This window comes from Epilithonimonas bovis DSM 19482 (assembly GCF_900108115.1).
Classification (GTDB): domain Bacteria; phylum Bacteroidota; class Bacteroidia; order Flavobacteriales; family Weeksellaceae; genus Epilithonimonas; species Epilithonimonas bovis.
In genome coordinates this window covers 116,586-134,452 of sequence record NZ_FTPU01000003.1, presented here as the reverse complement: position 1 = coordinate 134,452, position 17,867 = coordinate 116,586, and the positions used below count along the sequence as shown (strand labels likewise).

Annotated in this window: 13 protein-coding genes; 5 read left to right on the top strand and 8 right to left on the bottom strand. The window is 37.4% G+C overall.

Annotated features, from left to right (window positions below):
* Positions 1-4: 4 nt before the first annotated feature.
* Positions 5-1,186: a hypothetical protein gene (locus tag B0B05_RS02325; RefSeq protein WP_076781883.1), complete on the bottom strand. Its 1,182-nt coding sequence runs from the start codon at positions 1,184-1,186 to the stop codon at positions 5-7.
* Positions 1,187-1,461: 275 nt separating this feature from the next.
* On the opposite strand from B0B05_RS02325, the gene B0B05_RS02320 reads away from it, so the two are divergent.
* The 5 genes from B0B05_RS02320 to B0B05_RS02300 all read left to right on the top strand — a co-directional run bounded on the left by B0B05_RS02320 (position 1,462) and on the right by B0B05_RS02300 (position 3,437).
* Positions 1,462-1,695, top strand: coding sequence for a hypothetical protein (locus B0B05_RS02320; protein WP_076781882.1), 234 nt, complete (start codon positions 1,462-1,464; stop codon positions 1,693-1,695).
* A 4-nt stretch (positions 1,696-1,699) separates the two neighbouring features.
* On the top strand, positions 1,700-2,014 hold the full coding sequence (locus B0B05_RS02315; RefSeq protein ID WP_076781907.1) for a DUF1232 domain-containing protein: 315 nt from the start codon (positions 1,700-1,702) through the stop codon (positions 2,012-2,014).
* A gap of 9 nt (positions 2,015-2,023) precedes the next feature.
* Positions 2,024-2,575, top strand: coding sequence for a hypothetical protein (locus B0B05_RS02310; RefSeq protein WP_076781881.1), 552 nt, complete (start codon positions 2,024-2,026; stop codon positions 2,573-2,575).
* 9 nt (positions 2,576-2,584) lie between these two features.
* Entirely contained in the window at positions 2,585-2,785 is a 201-nt protein-coding gene (locus B0B05_RS02305) for a peptidase (RefSeq protein ID WP_076781880.1), read from the top strand.
* A gap of 91 nt (positions 2,786-2,876) precedes the next feature.
* Positions 2,877-3,437 carry a hypothetical protein gene (locus B0B05_RS02300; RefSeq protein ID WP_076781879.1) on the top strand — a complete coding sequence of 187 codons (561 nt, stop codon included), beginning with the start codon at positions 2,877-2,879 and terminating at the stop codon, positions 3,435-3,437.
* A 72-nt stretch (positions 3,438-3,509) separates the two neighbouring features.
* Here B0B05_RS02300 and B0B05_RS02295 read toward each other — a convergent pair whose 3' ends face one another.
* From B0B05_RS02295 to rplL, 7 genes are all read right to left on the bottom strand, one after another.
* Positions 3,510-3,815 (bottom strand): DUF3467 domain-containing protein, encoded by a 306-nt coding sequence (locus B0B05_RS02295; protein ID WP_076781906.1) that lies wholly within the window; start codon positions 3,813-3,815, stop codon positions 3,510-3,512.
* Between the two features lie 87 nt (positions 3,816-3,902).
* Positions 3,903-8,168, bottom strand: coding sequence for a DNA-directed RNA polymerase subunit beta' (gene rpoC / locus B0B05_RS02290; RefSeq protein WP_076781878.1), 4,266 nt, complete (start codon positions 8,166-8,168; stop codon positions 3,903-3,905).
* Between the two features lie 145 nt (positions 8,169-8,313).
* Positions 8,314-12,141 (bottom strand): DNA-directed RNA polymerase subunit beta, encoded by a 3,828-nt coding sequence (gene rpoB, locus B0B05_RS02285; RefSeq protein ID WP_076781877.1) that lies wholly within the window; start codon positions 12,139-12,141, stop codon positions 8,314-8,316.
* 397 nt (positions 12,142-12,538) lie between these two features.
* The gene (locus B0B05_RS02280) at positions 12,539-13,099 is read right to left on the bottom strand and encodes a hypothetical protein (RefSeq protein ID WP_076781876.1); all 561 of its coding nucleotides are present in this window, start codon (positions 13,097-13,099) and stop codon (positions 12,539-12,541) included.
* A 5-nt stretch (positions 13,100-13,104) separates the two neighbouring features.
* Positions 13,105-16,623: a lectin-like domain-containing protein gene (locus B0B05_RS02275; RefSeq protein ID WP_076781875.1), complete on the bottom strand. Its 3,519-nt coding sequence runs from the start codon at positions 16,621-16,623 to the stop codon at positions 13,105-13,107.
* A 79-nt stretch (positions 16,624-16,702) separates the two neighbouring features.
* Positions 16,703-17,368, bottom strand: a complete 666-nt coding sequence (locus tag B0B05_RS02270) for a hypothetical protein (RefSeq protein ID WP_076781874.1) — start codon at positions 17,366-17,368, stop codon at positions 16,703-16,705.
* Positions 17,369-17,478: 110 nt separating this feature from the next.
* The gene (gene rplL, locus B0B05_RS02265) at positions 17,479-17,847 is read right to left on the bottom strand and encodes a 50S ribosomal protein L7/L12 (protein WP_076781873.1); all 369 of its coding nucleotides are present in this window, start codon (positions 17,845-17,847) and stop codon (positions 17,479-17,481) included.
* Positions 17,848-17,867: the final 20 nt, after the last annotated feature.

Genomic DNA, 17,867 nt, shown 5'->3' with positions numbered 1-17,867 from the left:
ATCTTTAGACTGCAAAATTACTAATCTCTTTTTCAAAACAATCTTTAAAATAACAAAAGTTGGTTTTATTTGCTAAATTTTCAAACTTAGTCTGCGTTTCAATGGTTTCTTTATTTTCTGTAAGTTTAAGAAGTGTTTGATAATATAATAATGAGTAGTAATTTTTCCAGCCTACTCCAATATTTTCAAGATTTACAGACTGAAGATAATCTGAACTTATTCTATATTTTTCCATTTTTTCATAGGCAACGGCACAGAGAATTTTCCAGACTTCATCATGGGTAATTTTGCGGTCTTCCGGAACATAAAACTGGTCTTGATATTGTTGAAAAGTCTGATTTTTGATGAGGAATTCTATTTCTTTAATTCTGTTTGTAAAAATGAGCAATTCTAAAACAGAATATTCAAAACTGCAAACCGATTTTTCAGAAGCAGAAATGTAATGAATCCTCCATTTCTTCATTTCCAAAAATGTTTTTTTGAATCCTTTTTCATCACCTATACAATCTGCGTATAATAATTCCACGCCAAATTTTAGTCCTGCCGGAATTACATGAATATTTTTCTGAATTTCTGTATTTTTAATCTGTTGGAAATACATCTTCATCAATTCATGATTCTGCTGCAAAAACGCACTTAAAAATAAAAATCCATACGCAAAAATTTTTCCTTCATTGCCATTATTATATTTCAGATAATGTAGAAAATACTGATCGTAAACTGTTCCTAAAAGATCGCGCATTGGATGATGTTCAAGAAAAAACTTTCTAGCCATCGGATAAGACAGTAAATACTGGTGTACATTTGCCAGCAATTCCGGGCTTTCAGAAATATTCAAACAAAGTTCTTCGCTTTTACGCCAATAATCTTTAGAAGTGTCATCTTCTTTGAAAAATTCTTTCAAATCTGTATTAGAAAAAGAGTCTAAAAACCCAGAAAAATCTCTGTAACCACAAAACTTAGCCAATTTATTAACCACATAATCACTGGTCTGAGAATCTGATTTTATAAGACCAAAAAAACGCCTGATGGTCTGTGCACTGATGCTGAAACCTGTCTCTTTGGCAATTCGATCCGAAAGCAAAGCACAGTCTGTCGCCGTTGAAATCTGCTTTCCAAAGTTTTGAATAATAACTTTTTTCAAATGCCGGATTGCATCAATATACAGTGTAGAGTTTTTGTTCATTAAAATAATGGTTATTAAATTTTTAAGACAATGAGATAAAACAAAAATAACCAATCATCCTTAAAATTGTACAAAATTGTACACAACATAACAGAAATTCTTGAATTATTTTTGAGAGTTATAACTACGCTAAATGTATAAAAAGGTAGCAAAATCCGATTACGGAAAACCGTAATTATCCATAACTTTTTTATGCTAGTTTAGTAGTTTTTTTCACACGGACATGGTTTGTCTTGGTGAGTGAGTAGATTTGTAGAAAAGAAAAGAAAATAAACATGAGTCAAACAATTTATGAACAAATCGGAAATATTGCAATAAATGCAAAACAGCCAATAACAGTAAACGAACTTGGAAATAAACTAGGAATAGTAAATAGTGGAAGAAATATTTATAATTATATTAGAGGTGCAGTTACACATTTCAGAAGCCAAGGTAAAGCTGATATAGCTGGACGAATTGAAGGTGTTTACACAGATGAAAAAGGATTATATGTGTATCAAAAAAAATGAATCTATGGAAAATAATAATTATAACATTACTGAGAAGTCTAGTAAAGTAGCTCCTATAATTATAGCAATATTAGGAGTCTTGTATGGAATAAGTCCAATTGATGTAGTTCCAGATGTAATACCGGTTGTAGGTTGGACTGATGATTTAGTCATCATGGGAGGCTCGTTATTAAATTTAGCACAAGCATTTGTTAAAGATACAAACAAAACTTTAGCTACAATAATTGGAATGTTTAAATGGGCATTATGGCTTTTAGGAGGAATTTTAGTTCTTCTAATTGCTTTGTTAGGAGTAACTATATACAATTTATTTAAATAATTTTTAAAAATGCAAAATCAGGCAATCATTTATGTTATTGCAACATTCGTTGGTACCAGTTTCTTATGGCTAATATGTGTCCATTTTCTTAAAACGAAGCTTGACAAATTAAAAAACACCCATAATAATTTGAGTCAAAACATTGATAAAGAAATAATTGTAAGAGGAAACCAAAGTGTTGATTTCTTAAACCAAGAAATTATAAGATTAAAAACAGAAATGTCCGAAGTTAAACAAGAGAGATATATGGATGGATACAAAGCGGCAAAAAGCGAGTTTTTTCTGAATGTTACTCCGTATTATGAAGAATATAAAGATGGAAATGACGGATTCTTAGTTAATGATATATACCATAGAGTCCACGTTGGATATAAATATCAGCTATATATTAATAATTTACCTATTTTAGAACCAACAGTACGTTGGGAAAAAATAATTGAGGAGAGAAAAAAGGAAGTTGATCATAAAAAAATAAAATCAGCGCTTGAACTCATTCAAGATAATTTACTTCCAATTGTAGCTCAGTCAAATGGTATATTGAAGCTGATTCCAATAAAGTAATAATTACCAATGTCCACCCACCTCTACATCGCAACTGCAAAAAAACAATACGGCAAACTCGCCAAAGGAATGTTTGTAGAAATTATAATAAGAAACGCCAGCAGACCTCCTACACAAAAAGAAGTGATTGAAGCCATCAACAAAAAATATGGTGAGAAAATCGCAGTAAATGGATTAAGCCTTTTTAATTTTGATATTGTAAAACAGTAAATAATATAAATTAACCTTACAGGTTTTAAAAACTTTTCACTAAACCAAACGGGTTTAAAAACCCGTTTGGTTTGTTTAAAAACTAAAAAGAATGCAAAATCTCACTTTCTCCCCTTGGATTGGTAAAAATTACGGAAAATCTGAATATGGCAAACTTCTGATAATCGGAGATTCTCACTATTTTAATAATGGACTTCCGAATAATCTGGAAAATTTCACAAAAGCTCAGATTGCCGAGTTAGACGATATTTCGAGTAATTTTCACAAGACTATCCTGAAGATTTTCAATCATCATACCCATAAGGAATTTTGGGATAAGATTGCTTTTGCCAATGCCGTTCAGAGTGCTTTTACCAATGCGGACCAAGTTCCTACAAATGTAGAGAAAGATATTGCTGAACGTGCTTTCAAAGAATATTTGGAAATTGTAAAGCCCGAAAAAGTAATTGTATTTTCCAGCCGACTTTGGGAGCATTTTTTCAACAAATCTGGTTGGGGAAATCATCTGGGAAAAATCAATGACCGATGGAATGTAAGAGCGCTAGACTATGTTGGAGGAACTTGCAAAGCTATGGGTTTGCATCATCCTTCAAGCCGTGGATTCAGTGTTCCTGAATTTCAAAAAGTTATTCAGGATTTTCTAAGATTTTAAAATAGGTTTTATTACCATAACAAGAGAGCCTCAGCTAAAAAACTGAGGCTCTTTTTTATGTTGAGAAAAATCTTAAGCTTGTACGTTATTTCCTCCCAATACAAAAGGTTCTACTTCTTTGATCTCACCAAACTGCTGCTCATAATTAGCAACATTTTGCTGTAGTGCAGCCAAAACTCTTTTAGCATGAAGAGGTGCCAAAATAATTCTTGATCTCACTTTTGCCTGTTGTACACCTGGCATTAGTTGGATAAAGTCTACCACAAACTCTGATGGTGAATGGTTAACTAAAGCTAGATTAGCATAAACACCAGCAGCAACTACTTCATTAAGTTCGATATTGATGTTGTTTGGATCTTGATTTTGATTATTGTCCATTTTTAATTTTTTGTTTAAAGTTAAATGTTTAAAGTTCAAGATTCAAAAGTAACTTAAAACTTTGAACCTTGAACATTGAATTTTAAATTAGTTAATATCTTCGAATTCTTTTCTGGAACCAACGATGATATTCTGATAATCTTTAAGACCTGTACCGGCAGGGATTCTGTGTCCTACGATAACATTTTCTTTAAGACCGTTTAAGAAGTCGATTTTTCCGGAAACTGCTGCTTCGTTAAGAACCTTAGTCGTTTCCTGGAATGATGCTGCAGACATAAATGATTTAGTCTGTAACGCTGCTCTTGTAATACCTTGTAATACAGGTGTTGCAGTTGCAGGCAATGCTTCTCTTACTTCTACAAGAGCCTGATCTTCTCTCTTAAGTTTAGAGTTTTCGTCTCTAAGCTCTCTTGCAGTGATCATCTGTCCGGCCTTGAATTCTTTAGAATCTCCCGGTTCGGTTACAACTTTAAGTCCGAAAACTCTGTTGTTCTCTTCCAGGAAGTCGTATTTGTGTTCCAAAGCACCTTCCAAGAATTGGGTATCTCCACCATCAACAATCTCAACTTTTGTCATCATCTGACGAACAATAATCTCAAAGTGTTTATCATCAATTTTTACCCCTTGTAAACGGTAAACTTCTTGAATCTCATTAACCAAATATTCCTGAACGGCAGTTGGACCTTTGATTTTCAAAATATCATCTGGCGTTACAGAACCGTCAGAAAGCGGATCACCAGCATACACGAAGTCATTTTCCTGAACAAGGATCTGGTTGGATAATTTAACAAGATATTTCTTGATCTCGCCAGTTTTTGCCTCTACGATCAGCTCACGGTTACCTCTTTTGATTTTACCATAAGAAACTACACCATCAATCTCCGTTACAACAGCTGGGTTAGATGGGTTACGAGCTTCAAACAATTCGGTAACTCTAGGAAGACCACCGGTGATATCCCCTGCTTTTGCAGATTTTCTTGGGATTTTGATAAGGACTTTACCAGCCTTGATTTTCTCACCGTCGTTTACCATAAGGTGGGCTCCTACCGGTAAGTTGTATGCTTTTTGCTCAACACCTTTGGAGTCTACCACTTTCAGCGTAGGTACCGCTTTTTTATTTCTGGACTCGGAGATTACTTTTTCTTCGAAACCGGTCTGTTCATCAATTTCCAGTTGGAATGAAACCCCTTGGATGATGTCCTCGTACTCTACCTTACCGGAAGTCTCTGCAATGATAACCGCATTATACGGATCCCATTTAGCAATCAGATCTCCTTTTTTAACTTTATCACCTGGTTTTACAGACAATTCGGAACCGTAAGGTACGTTAGCTACCATGATTGGCGTTCTTGCATCGTTATCTGCAACCAAACGGAATTCTGTAGTACGGGAAACGACGATATCTGCAGTTTTACCATCTTCTCCTTCTGACTTAATGGTTCTAACTTCGTCCATCTCAACAATACCGTCACGTTTTGCAACGATGCTTGGATTTTCTGAGATGTTACCAGCAGTACCACCCTGGTGGAAGGTTCTCAATGTCAGCTGAGTACCTGGTTCACCGATAGATTGTGCAGCAATTACACCTACCGCTTCTCCCATATGGATGCCTTTACCTGTTGCAAGGTTACGACCGTAACATTTTGCACAGATACCTTTTTTGGCCTCACAAGTTAATGGTGAACGTACTTCTACAGCCTCGATTCCTGCTTCCTCGATTTTTTTTGCTACCGCTTCTACAATAAGTTCGTCAGCATTGGCAATCAATTCATCAGTTTCCGGGTGGTAGATATTGTGTAGGGAAACTCTACCCAGGATTCTGTCAGAGATTCTTTCTACGATATCATCATTTTTCTTAAGTGCAGTAATTTCTGTACCTCTCAGCGTTCCACAATCCTGTTCTGTAATGATAACATCCTGTGCAACGTCTACCAATCTTCTGGTCAAGTAACCAGCATCGGCAGTTTTAAGAGCGGTATCCGCAAGACCTTTACGGGCACCGTGGGTAGAGATAAAGTACTCTAAGATTGATAAACCTTCTTTAAAGTTTGCAACAATCGGGTTCTCAATAATCTCTGCACCTACAGAACCTGCTTTTTGTGGTTTTGCCATCAATCCTCTCATACCGGATAGCTGACGGATCTGTTCCTTGGAACCCCTCGCACCGGAATCAAGCATCATAAATACAGAGTTGAATCCGCCCTGGTCAGACTTCATCCTGCTCATAATCATCTCGGTAAGGCTGGCGTTGGTATTAGTCCAAACGTCAATTACCTGATTATAACGCTCTGTATCGGTAATAAGACCCATGTTATAATTTGCTTTGATCTCATCCACAGATTCTACCGCGGTTGCAATCATTGCTTTTTTCTCTGCAGGGATTACAATATCACCAAGACTAAATGACAGACCACCTTTGAATGCGTTAGCATATCCAAGATTCTTCATATCATCCAGGAACTTAACTGTTGTTGGGAAATCTGTATCTGCAAGGATTTTTCCGATAACATTCCTAAGTGATTTCTTAGTCAACAGTTCATCGATATAACCAACTTCTTTTGGTACAATCTGATTAAACAGGATTCTACCAACGGTTGTATTAGTCAATTTGGTTGTAATCACCCCATTTTCTTTGATAGGAAGACGGCATCTTACTTTTGCGTTAAGGGAAGCCTGACCTTCTGAATAAGCAATCTCTACCTCTTCAGGAGAATAGAATGCCAATCCTTCGCCTTTCACCTTATGATCTTCTGTAGAGGAGGCTTCTTTGGTCATGAAATAAAGACCCAAAACCATGTCCTGAGAAGGTACGGTGATTGGAGAACCGTTAGCCGGGTTTAGGATATTCTGAGAACCCAACATCAATAGCTGTGCTTCAAGAATAGCTTCTGGCCCTAATGGTAAGTGTACCGCCATCTGGTCACCATCGAAATCGGCGTTGAAAGCCGTTGTTACCAATGGGTGAAGCTGGATTGCCTTACCTTCGATCATCTTCGGTTGGAATGCCTGGATACCCAATCTGTGAAGCGTAGGTGCTCTGTTCAAAAGAACCGGGTGACCTTTCATCACATTTTCCAGGATATCATAAACTACAGGTTCTTTTCTGTCGATGATTCTCTTCGCTGACTTAACAGTTTTTACAATCCCTCTTTCGATCAGTTTTCTAATGATAAACGGTTTGTAAAGCTCTGCAGCCATATCTTTTGGAAGACCACACTCGTGCAATTGCAAGCTAGGACCTACAACAATAACCGAACGAGCTGAGTAGTCTACCCTTTTTCCTAATAAGTTCTGACGGAAACGACCTTGTTTACCTTTCAATGAATCCGAAAGGGATTTCAATGGTCTGTTAGATTCTGACTTAACCGCAGAAGATTTTCTGGTATTATCAAACAATGAATCTACAGATTCCTGAAGCATACGCTTCTCATTCCTCAAGATTACTTCCGGCGCTTTGATCTCCAAAAGTCTCTTAAGACGGTTATTTCTGATAATTACCCTTCTGTAAAGGTCATTAAGGTCAGATGTTGCGAAACGTCCACCATCCAAAGGAACCAATGGTCTTAGTTCTGGTGGTATAATAGGAAGAACTCTCATAATCATCCATTCCGGCTTATTGATCATTCTTGTATTAGCACCTCTCAATGCTTCTACCACGTTCAAACGCTTAAGGGCTTCTGTTCTTCTTTGTTTAGACGACTCGTTGTGTGCTTTGTGTCTTAAATCGAATGATAAAGAATCCAGGTCGATTCTCTTCAACAATTCTTCCACGGCTTCTGCACCCATTTTAGCAACAAATTTGTTAGGGTCAGAGTCATCAAGATATTGGTTCTCGATAGGAAGTGTTTCCAAAACATCCAGATATTCTTCTTCTGTAAGGAACTCTTTATCATCGAAATCGGAACCGTCTGCCTTCTTGGCAATACCTTGCTGGATTACAACATATCTCTCATAATAGATAATCATATCCAATTTCTTGGACGGAATACCTAATAGGTAACCAATTTTGTTTGGTAAAGAACGGAAATACCAGATGTGAGCTACAGGCACTACCAAATTGATGTGTCCTATTCTCTCTCTACGTACTTTTTTCTCTGTAACTTCTACCCCACATCTATCACAAACAATCCCTTTGTAACGGATTCTTTTGTATTTTCCACAAGCACATTCGTAGTCTTTTACAGGACCGAAGATCTTTTCGCAAAACAACCCGTCTCTTTCCGGTTTGTGTGTACGATAGTTGATCGTTTCTGGTTTAAGAACTTCTCCTCTCGATTCCTGAAGAATAGATTCTGGTGAAGCTAAACCAATAGTGATTTTGTTAAATCGACTTGTTTTATTTTTATTTGACATATTATTCAAATGAAATTTTTATTATTTAAAGTAATTTTCACTGTATTAGAAGTCCTTCGACAAGCTTAGGACGACAACTCTAATACTATTTTTTTAATTTCATCGGCCGTGTCAGGCTGAGCCTGTCGAAGCCTTCAAAATTAAATTACTCTTCCAATCTTACATCAAGTCCAAGACCTTGTAACTCGTGAAGTAATACGTTGAAGGATTCCGGAATACCAGGTTCTGGCATTGCTTCTCCTTTTGCAATTGCTTCATAAGTTTTCGCTCTACCTATCACGTCATCCGACTTCACAGTCAGGATTTCTCTCAAGATATTGGATGCTCCAAAAGCTTCTAGAGCCCAAACTTCCATCTCTCCGAAACGCTGTCCTCCAAATTGCGCTTTACCTCCTAACGGCTGTTGCGTAATCAATGAGTAAGGTCCGATAGAACGTGCGTGCATCTTATCATCTACCATGTGTCCCAGTTTCAGCATATAGATCACACCTACCGTAGCCGGCTGTGTAAATCTCTCACCAGTACCACCATCATAAAGGTGCGTATTTCCAAATTTAGGAAGTGCTGCCTGATCTGTATACTCGGTGATTTGCTCAAGACTTGCGCCATCAAAGATTGGTGTAGCGAACTTAAGTCCCAACTGCTTACCAGCCCAACCAAGAACGGTCTCGTAGATCTGACCAATGTTCATACGGGAAGGTACCCCAAGTGGGTTAAGAACGATATCTACCGGTGTCCCGTCTTCTAGGAATGGCATATCTTCTTCACGAACGATTCTTGAAACGATACCTTTGTTACCGTGACGACCCGCCATTTTATCCCCAACATTCAGTTTACGTTTTTTAGCAATATAAACCTTAGCCAGTTTGATGATACCTGCAGGTAGCTCATCACCGATAGACAATGCAAATTTCTCACGGTTTTTGACACCGGAAAGATCGTTGTATTTGATTTTATAATTATGGATCAATTGCTTGATCAGATCATTTTTGTCAGCATCCACAGTCCAGTCGGCACCACTGATGTTGTTATAATCTTCTACAGACTGAAGAAGTCGCAGCGTAAACTTGGTACCTTTACCAATAACTTCTTCTTCCAGATCGTTTTTCACGCCCTGAGAAGTTTTACCGGAAACCAAAGTATTAAGTTTCTCAATCAAAGTGTTTCTCAAATCGTCAAACTTAGCTTTGTAAGTATTTTCGATTTCTTCCAGTTTGATTTTTTCTTCACTTCTTTTCTTTTTGTCCTTGATGTTTCTTGAGAACAACTTTTTGTTGATTACAACACCTCTTAATGAAGAATCAGCTTTAAGAGAAGCATCTTTTACATCTCCGGCTTTGTCACCAAAAATCGCACGAAGTAATTTCTCTTCCGGTGTTGGGTCAGATTCACCTTTTGGTGTGATTTTCCCGATAAGGATATCACCAGGTTTTACTTCTGCTCCAATACGGATCATACCATTCTCATCAAGATCTTTGGTCGCTTCTTCGGACACGTTAGGGATATCAGCTGTCAATTCCTCCATACCTAATTTGGTATCACGAACTTCCAATGAGTATTCATCTACGTGGATAGAAGTAAACCAGTCGTTTCTTACTACTTTCTCGTTGATTACGATCGCATCCTCAAAGTTATAACCTTTCCAAGGCATGAAGGCTACCACAAGGTTTCTACCCAATGCCAATTCTCCGTTTTCGGTTGCATAACCGTCACAAAGAACCTGTCCTTTCTCGATTTTATCACCAACTCTTACGTTTGGTCTCAAAGTAATCGTTGTACTTTGGTTGGTTTTTCTGAATTTAGTCAGTTTATAAGTTTTGGTCGCAGAATCAAAGTTAACTAAATCGTCTTCTTCGCTTCTCTCGTACTTAATAGTGATTCTCTCAGCATCTACATATTCTACAACACCATTACCCTCTGCATTAATCAATACTCGGGAGTCTCTTGCTACCTGTTTTTCTAAACCTGTACCAACAATTGGTGCCTGAGGCTTCAACAACGGAACGGCCTGACGCATCATGTTAGATCCCATCAAGGCACGGTTCGCATCATCATGCTCCAGGAACGGAATCAATGATGCAGAAATACCAGAAATCTGGTTTGGTGCCACATCTATCAAATCTACCTGTTGAGGCTCAACAACCGGATAATCACCGTCAAGACGTGCGATAATCCTGTCTGTCTCAAAGTTACCATCATCACTCAATGCAACGTTAGCCTGAGCAATTACTTTATCTTCTTCATCTTCTGCATTCAGATAAATTGGAGCTGCTTTAAGATCTACTTTACCGTCTTCAACTTTTCTGTAAGGCGTCTCGATGAAACCAAGATTGTTGATTTTTGCATACATACCCAAAGAAGAGATCAAACCAATGTTTGGTCCTTCCGGAGTTTCGATTGGACAAATTCTACCGTAGTGGGTATGGTGAACGTCACGAACCTCAAAACCTGCTCTTTCTCTTGATAAACCACCAGGCCCTAGTGCAGATAATCTACGCTTGTGCGTGATCTCTGACAGTGGATTGGTCTGATCCATAAACTGAGAAAGCTGGTTAGTTCCGAAGAACGAGTTAATAACAGACGTCAAAGTCTTGGCATTAACCAAGTCTACCGGTGTAAAGATCTCGTTATCTCTTACGTTCATTCTTTCCTTGATAGTTCTCGCAATCCTGGAAAGACCGACACCAAACTGACCAGACAATTGCTCGCCCACAGTTTTGATACGTCTGTTAGAAAGGTGGTCAATATCATCTACCTCCGCTTTGGAATTAACCAACTCGATCAGGTGTTTTACAATTGCGATGATATCTTCCTTGGTCAGTACTTCCGTCGTTTCCGGAATGTTAAGACCTAATTTTTTATTTAATCTGTAACGACCAACTTCGCCTAATGAATAACGCTGCTCAGAGAAGAATAATTTTTCTATAATCCCTCTTGCAGTTTCCTCATCCGGTGCGTCAGCATTTCTTAACTGACGATAGATGTACTCTACCGCTTCTTTTTCTGAGTTGGTAGGGTCTTTTTGTAATGTATTCTGGATGATAGAGAACTCGTTAGAATTTTCTTTGTGAATCAGGATTGATTTAACACCAGATTCCAGAATAATATCAAGATGTTCTTTCTCAAGAACTGTTTCTCTGTCTAGAATAATCTCGTTTCTCTCGATAGAAACTACTTCACCCGTATCTTCGTCTACAAAGTCCTCGAACCAGGTGTTCAGCACCCTTGCAGCTAAAGTTCTGCCTTCTACTTTTTTAAGCGCAGCTTTGGAAACTTTTACTTCCTCTGCAAGGTCAAAGATCTGAAGAATCTCTTTATCAGACTCATAACCAATAGCTCTTAATAAAGTTGTTAATGGTAATTTTTTCTTACGGTCGATATACGCGTACATTACGTTATTGATATCCGTAGTAAACTCCATCCAAGATCCTTTGAAAGGGATAATTCTTGAATAATAAAGCTTGGTACCGTTGGCGTGGTAAGTCTGTCCGAAGAATACACCAGGTGAACGGTGCAACTGCGTAACGATAACCCTCTCAGCACCATTGATGATAAAAGATCCACTTGGTGTCATGTAAGGTACCGGACCCAGATATACATCCTGCACAACAGTTTGGAAATCCTCGTGCTCAGGATCTGTACAATACAGCTTAAGTCTGGCTTTTAGAGGAACTGAATAAGTCAAACCTCTTTCCACACATTCATCGATAGAATACCGTGGAGAATCTACCAGATAATCCAAAAACTCCAGTACAAACTGGTTTCTGGAATCTGTAATTGGGAAATTTTCCTGAAAAGTCTTGTAAAGAGACTCATTCAAGCGTTGCTCAGGAAGCGTGTCCAACTGGAAAAAATCCTTGAAGGACTGGATTTGGATGTCCAAAAAGTCAGGTGTCTCGATTCTACCTTTCGCTGAAGAAAAGTTGATTCTTTCATTGCCCTGAAGTTTAGGAGCGGCCTGTGTTTTACTCATAAAATTATAAGAAAAATGGGTTAAAAAATATTTTGATTAAAAAAATATCAGAAAGAAGAAAGAGAAAGAGAAAAAAGAAAGACTATGATGTTTGGCGCTATCAGAATTAGTCTTGGTTCTTGATTCTTGATTCTTGATCTAATTTCTAACTGCAACGCCGGTATATCTTTTCACGGCGTAATGCAAAATATTTTTATTTATTTTGACGATAACGAGAATCAACATCCATAAAACACGAAACCTCTTTCAAAACTGAAAGAGTTGATATTCAATATTTTATTGATGTATTAATAATTATTAGCGCCAAAAGAACTGCAAATTTACAATATTTTTATTTCATACACAATAAAAAACCACTTCACAAAGAAGTGGTTTAGAAATATTTAGATTTAAATTCTTAAGGCTTAGTCCAGAAAGTCCATTCTCTGCCGTTGTACAAAGCCAATTGCTGTGTTCCGGTTACATAGACCATCATTCCAGCTGTTGGATTGACGATATCTGTGTGTGAATTCACTCTCGGTAAGATCATTGCTTTATTCGTATCCCCTAAGACCAAAATCCCAGAAGTTGTATCTGTAGCAGGCGTTCCACCAATCAAGGTTTTCGCTGTTGAATTTTCAGTATTAGTATCTGGAACGTTGGCTGTTGTTGGTGCATAGGCACCTGCCGACAAATCTCCCCAACTAGTCACAGCAGTTGCATTAGCTGTAGCTGCAGTTCCGAATTTAACTTTCTGATCCGCACTGTCAAAAATTATTGTTCCCGGAACTGCCGATGTCACATTTGCTGCTGCAGTTACCCAAGGTAAAACAATACCTCGCTCGCCGTCCGCTGCATTACCAAATTCTAACGAAACTGTTGCGTTAGCCGCTGTATATGGACTCGCTTTCCCAATAGTAACTTGAGCAAAACTAAGGTTAGAAACTAAAATTATTAGTGATGTTATATATGTTTTCATCTTAATTATGGATTTGAATCATTACAAGTTTGTTTAGTATAACAGTTCCAAGACGTCCCGTCATAAATCTTAAGACAATTGACAGTTGTGTCATATACCATCATTCCCGTTACTCCAGTAATAGAAGTCAATGCAGAAGTTGGCACCCTATTTATAACGAAACCTTTTGTTTTTGCATCTAATACCGTATATGCTCCATTTACTCTTACAGGCCATTCTCCTGTATTACCTCCAGCTCTGGCAAGAGCAGTAATCCCGTGATTAGTAGGCAATGTTGTTCCTGCAGTAGTAGCAGGTCGGAAACAACGATCACAATCTGGATCTCTTGTAAGCGCATCTTGAGAACTTCCAAAATCTTGTCCAATATCAGCCGTACCATCTGTATTATCAGAAATACCTACTATATTAGATGGATTTGTACTTGAATTAAAGTTACTTCCCGCAACATTCACCAATTGAGGAACACCATTAGCTCCTGTAGAAGTACTGATAATTTGAGCAGGAGTACCCGTTGTTGTGCCATCATAAGTAACTTTAATTTGTCCACGGTAAGGATAATTTGTATCTGTAGTAGCAAGAGATAAAGAATGAATATGAGTTCTTCTAACAAATTCTGACCCTTCTAAAGCATCTGCACAACCATCATTATCAGAATCAACGTCCAAATGGTTAGGGACTCCATCATTATCTGTATCAAGTTCAATTGGCAAATCTGAACAAAAACTATTAAATCTAATTCTTTGATCATTACTAAAAGCTCCTGTAGACGCTGTATATCCAAAATAAACCTTGCTTACACCTCCAAAATAGCTCGTAATTGGAGTTCCTGCCGGAAAAGTGTATGCACCCGCATTAATACCATCTAAAGTAAATGATAAAGTTTTAGTAGCAAAGTTCCAATTCACAACAATATTATGATAGGCACCATCTTCAACATTTCCTAGATCCTTAGCAGTGGTTAACAAACCAGCACCACTCTGATTGTTAGCTACCCAAATCTGACCGTGGTCATTACCGATATCGCCAACCCCTGTACCGTTATCAAAAGTGTCAATCTCTAATACAATACCATTGGCAATTCCTTGTGCTCCGATTCCCATACCTACAATTCCTGTAGCATTAACTCCTAATGGAGAATTATGAAATACAGTTGCAATACCATCTGCACCAGCTGCATCTTTTGTCCCAAAATACGCACTATAAGAAATTGTGAAACTTTTCGCAAAATCTACTTTACCATAACTCCAAGCATTACCGCTTTGAGTACCTGCATCTGGAGTTAATCTTAATTCATTTGAACTGATTTGAGAAGTACTTCCGTTAAATTTAAAAATAGTACTAAACGAAGAATTTGGCGCAAATCCTTTTTCATCACAATCCAAAATCCCATCATTATCATCGTCAAGATCAATATTATCAGGTAAGCCATCAGCGTCCGTATCCAGACACTGAGTATTTAATAAACTACTTTGAGAATCTCCAATTCCTTGTCCAACATTACTACCTGTATCTGCAGCTCCTCCTGCATTTACAAGATTAGGAACACCATAATTGACTCCCGGAGTAGATCCAACACCGCCAGTTGTTGCTATATTGATACTTCCATTAGCATTCAGTTGACCTGGTAGCACATTCTCACTACCTTCAATAGCATCAAAACAACCATCATTATCAGAATCAAAATCCAGGGAGTTAGGAATACCATCACCATCTGTATCACAAATACTAACTGGCACCAAAACAATATTATCTATTCCAATATCATTACCATTTGTTCCGCTAGGCTGAAGATTCACAATTTCCAAAACAACACTAGTTGTTGAAGCAACAAAGTTAAGAGCCAACCTTCTCCACACATCATCATTAGCCATTCCGATTTGATCAGAATTTGCAGAAGCAAGAAGATTACCATTCGTATCTTTTATGGCAAGCTGAAGATTGGGGATATCTGCGGTACCGTTGGCCAGACCCGCCATATCAATTCTAAATCGGTATCTAGTTCCATTAGTAACAGCTAGTGTTCGTCTATAAATAGCTTGATTTAATAAATTAGGACCTACATTAATCATAAGATAACGGCCTGTTGTAGAACCTGCTGCGATGTTTGGATTTCCAGCATCTAAATTACCCGTAAGATCTGTTTTATTCCAAGTGTTGGTTTCATCAGTAGAATTAGTAACTGCATAAAAACCATCATTAATAGTTCCTGTAGCCGTGTATGTATGGTTTAGCACATAAGAATCACTCGTTCTAGAGCCCGTTCCAAAAGTTTCGGTTAAAACCGGCGTACCTTCTGTTGTACAAACATCTTCTACAGTATCCAAAATCCCATCATTATCATCATCCAAATCTTCTGAGTTACCAATACCGTCACCATCTGTATCCTCATCAACTAATACATTGACATTACATGCAGTTGAACTACCATTTAAATTAACCTGAAGCGTTCTTACACCAGCAGCTCCACCTCCATCATAAACTAAAGGAACCTGTATTGAGGTAGTACTTGTAGTAATATTAACTACTGATGAACTATTAAAATTAGCTCCTATAATATTAATAGTATAATTACCATCCGCATAAACATTACTAATAGGGATATTTAGAAATTTTTGTCCATTACTTGCTACATTTCTAACAAATGGCACGCTAGAAGATTGTGTTATTCCACCACAAGTAAACTGAAAAGGAACATAATATGGAACGGTTGCTAAATCTAAATTTTGATGATTACCTCCTGTATATGTTGCAGATAATATAGATGTTCCATCGTAGATATTAATCCTACGAACTTCAACAGTATTACTAGCGGTAACAGTTGCAATATATACATAACCTTGTAAATAAGCCATCCCCTGAATCCCTCTTGATGTAGGTAAATTTGCAAAACTCGCACTACCTGAGATAGGAGCCGAGATTGCCTTTTCAGCAACTCCCGTAGCAATAGAAATTTTGAAAAGATATCTTGCCGTACCACAATTCACAAACATGTAAATATTATTCTGATAATCAAAGAATGTATCGGTTCCAAACGTAGTTCCATTATTCCAGTCAGTATCTGTACTGGTAATAGGTATAGCAGTTCCGGATGGGTAGATAGGATAAATTGACTTTGTATTTGTCGCAAAACCATATACATTCCCAAAATATGGACCAGGAACGTTATTGGTTGCGATACCTCCAACTGCAACAGGTGCTGTGGCTCCTGCAATAGCTGTTGCATTTTTATAAAGAGCAGCACCTGCTGTATTATTAGATTCAATAAAAACTATAGTTGAAGGATTACCACCTGGCGCATCATAACCCACAGCAAGATTACTTGCATTAGCATTGGTTCCTCCTGGTATTGTTGGAGTTGTTACAACCGGTGTAGGTAAAGCTCCTCCGGCTAATGATGTTATATCATAAATTCGTCCGGTTGACGCCAATGATAAATAAAGTCTGTCTGCGGCGGCTTGAGAAAATAGCATTCCACTAGTCATAAGTAGAAATACTAATATATAAAATAGATTTAATTTTTTCATAAAAGATTATTATTAATAAATATATAATTTGCCTTGGAAAATTATTCCCAAAGAAAATGTCTAGTAAAAAAACTTATGATTAAATTAAATCCGGTGGTGGCCTTACAGAATAGCCAACTGGATTGGCTTTTAAGTTGTAATTACTATGAGTATAAAAATAATCCGCCGAATAAAGAAAATCTAATGAAACGGTTTTGGACTGCTCATTAGAAAGAACAATGCATTTAAAATATTGATAATCGTTATTTGGTGAAATAAAAGAAATATCTCCAGATCTCTTTCCTGTTAAGAAGCGACTACCATCAAGACCATTAGAAATCTTCAAAGTGATTTCTTTTTTTGGCAAATCAGGTAGTGATTTCGCCATTTTTTCTTCTTTAGAAACCAACAGTTTCTTTTTCGGATGAAGTTCTTCCGAGCTTTGCTTTGCAGGAGATTCGGTTGTAGAATTTTTAGCAATAAGTTTGATCTCATCGTCGTTAAGCTTAACGACTTTTGAGTATTGCTGTATGCTTTTGCTTTTAGATATCTGCTGGTTGAAGGATTCATCTTTGGAATAGATGACCGCGTCTCCAACCACTACAATTCCTGCAGGAGCAGACTCATTATGGCTTATTTCTTGAGCCGAAACAGAAAGAGAGCCTAATGAAAAAAAGAAGAATAAAAGAGAAAACTGCCACAATTTAAAATTTAAATTGGCATAATCTCTTGCTTGCACCGAGGTAGGCAATAAACTTTTTTTCACTTTGCAAAGGTAATAAAAATATAGGCTTATTATCAACAATAACAAAACTTAACATAAAAAAAAGCGACTAGGTGTAAACCTGTCGCTTCTATTATATTATTGAGTAATGATTACTTCAATTCTACTTCAGCACCAGCTTCTTCAAGTTGCTTTTTAAGCGCTTCTGCTTCATCTTTAGATACACCTTGCTTGATTGGAGCAGGAGCACCATCTACGATGTCTTTAGCTTCCTTAAGACCAGCACCAGTTAAATCTTTTACCAATTTAACGATAGCCAATTTAGAAGCACCTGCAGACTTAAGAATTACGTCGAATTCAGTCTTTTCTTCAGCAGCTTCACCTGCACCACCTGCAGCAACTACTACTGCAGCAGCAGCTGGCTCAATTCCGTACTCATCCTTAAGGATAGCAGCTAATTCGTTTACGTCTTTTACTGTTAAGTTTACTAGCGTTTCAGCTAAATTTTTTAAATCTGACATTGTTGTAATGTTTTTTTGTT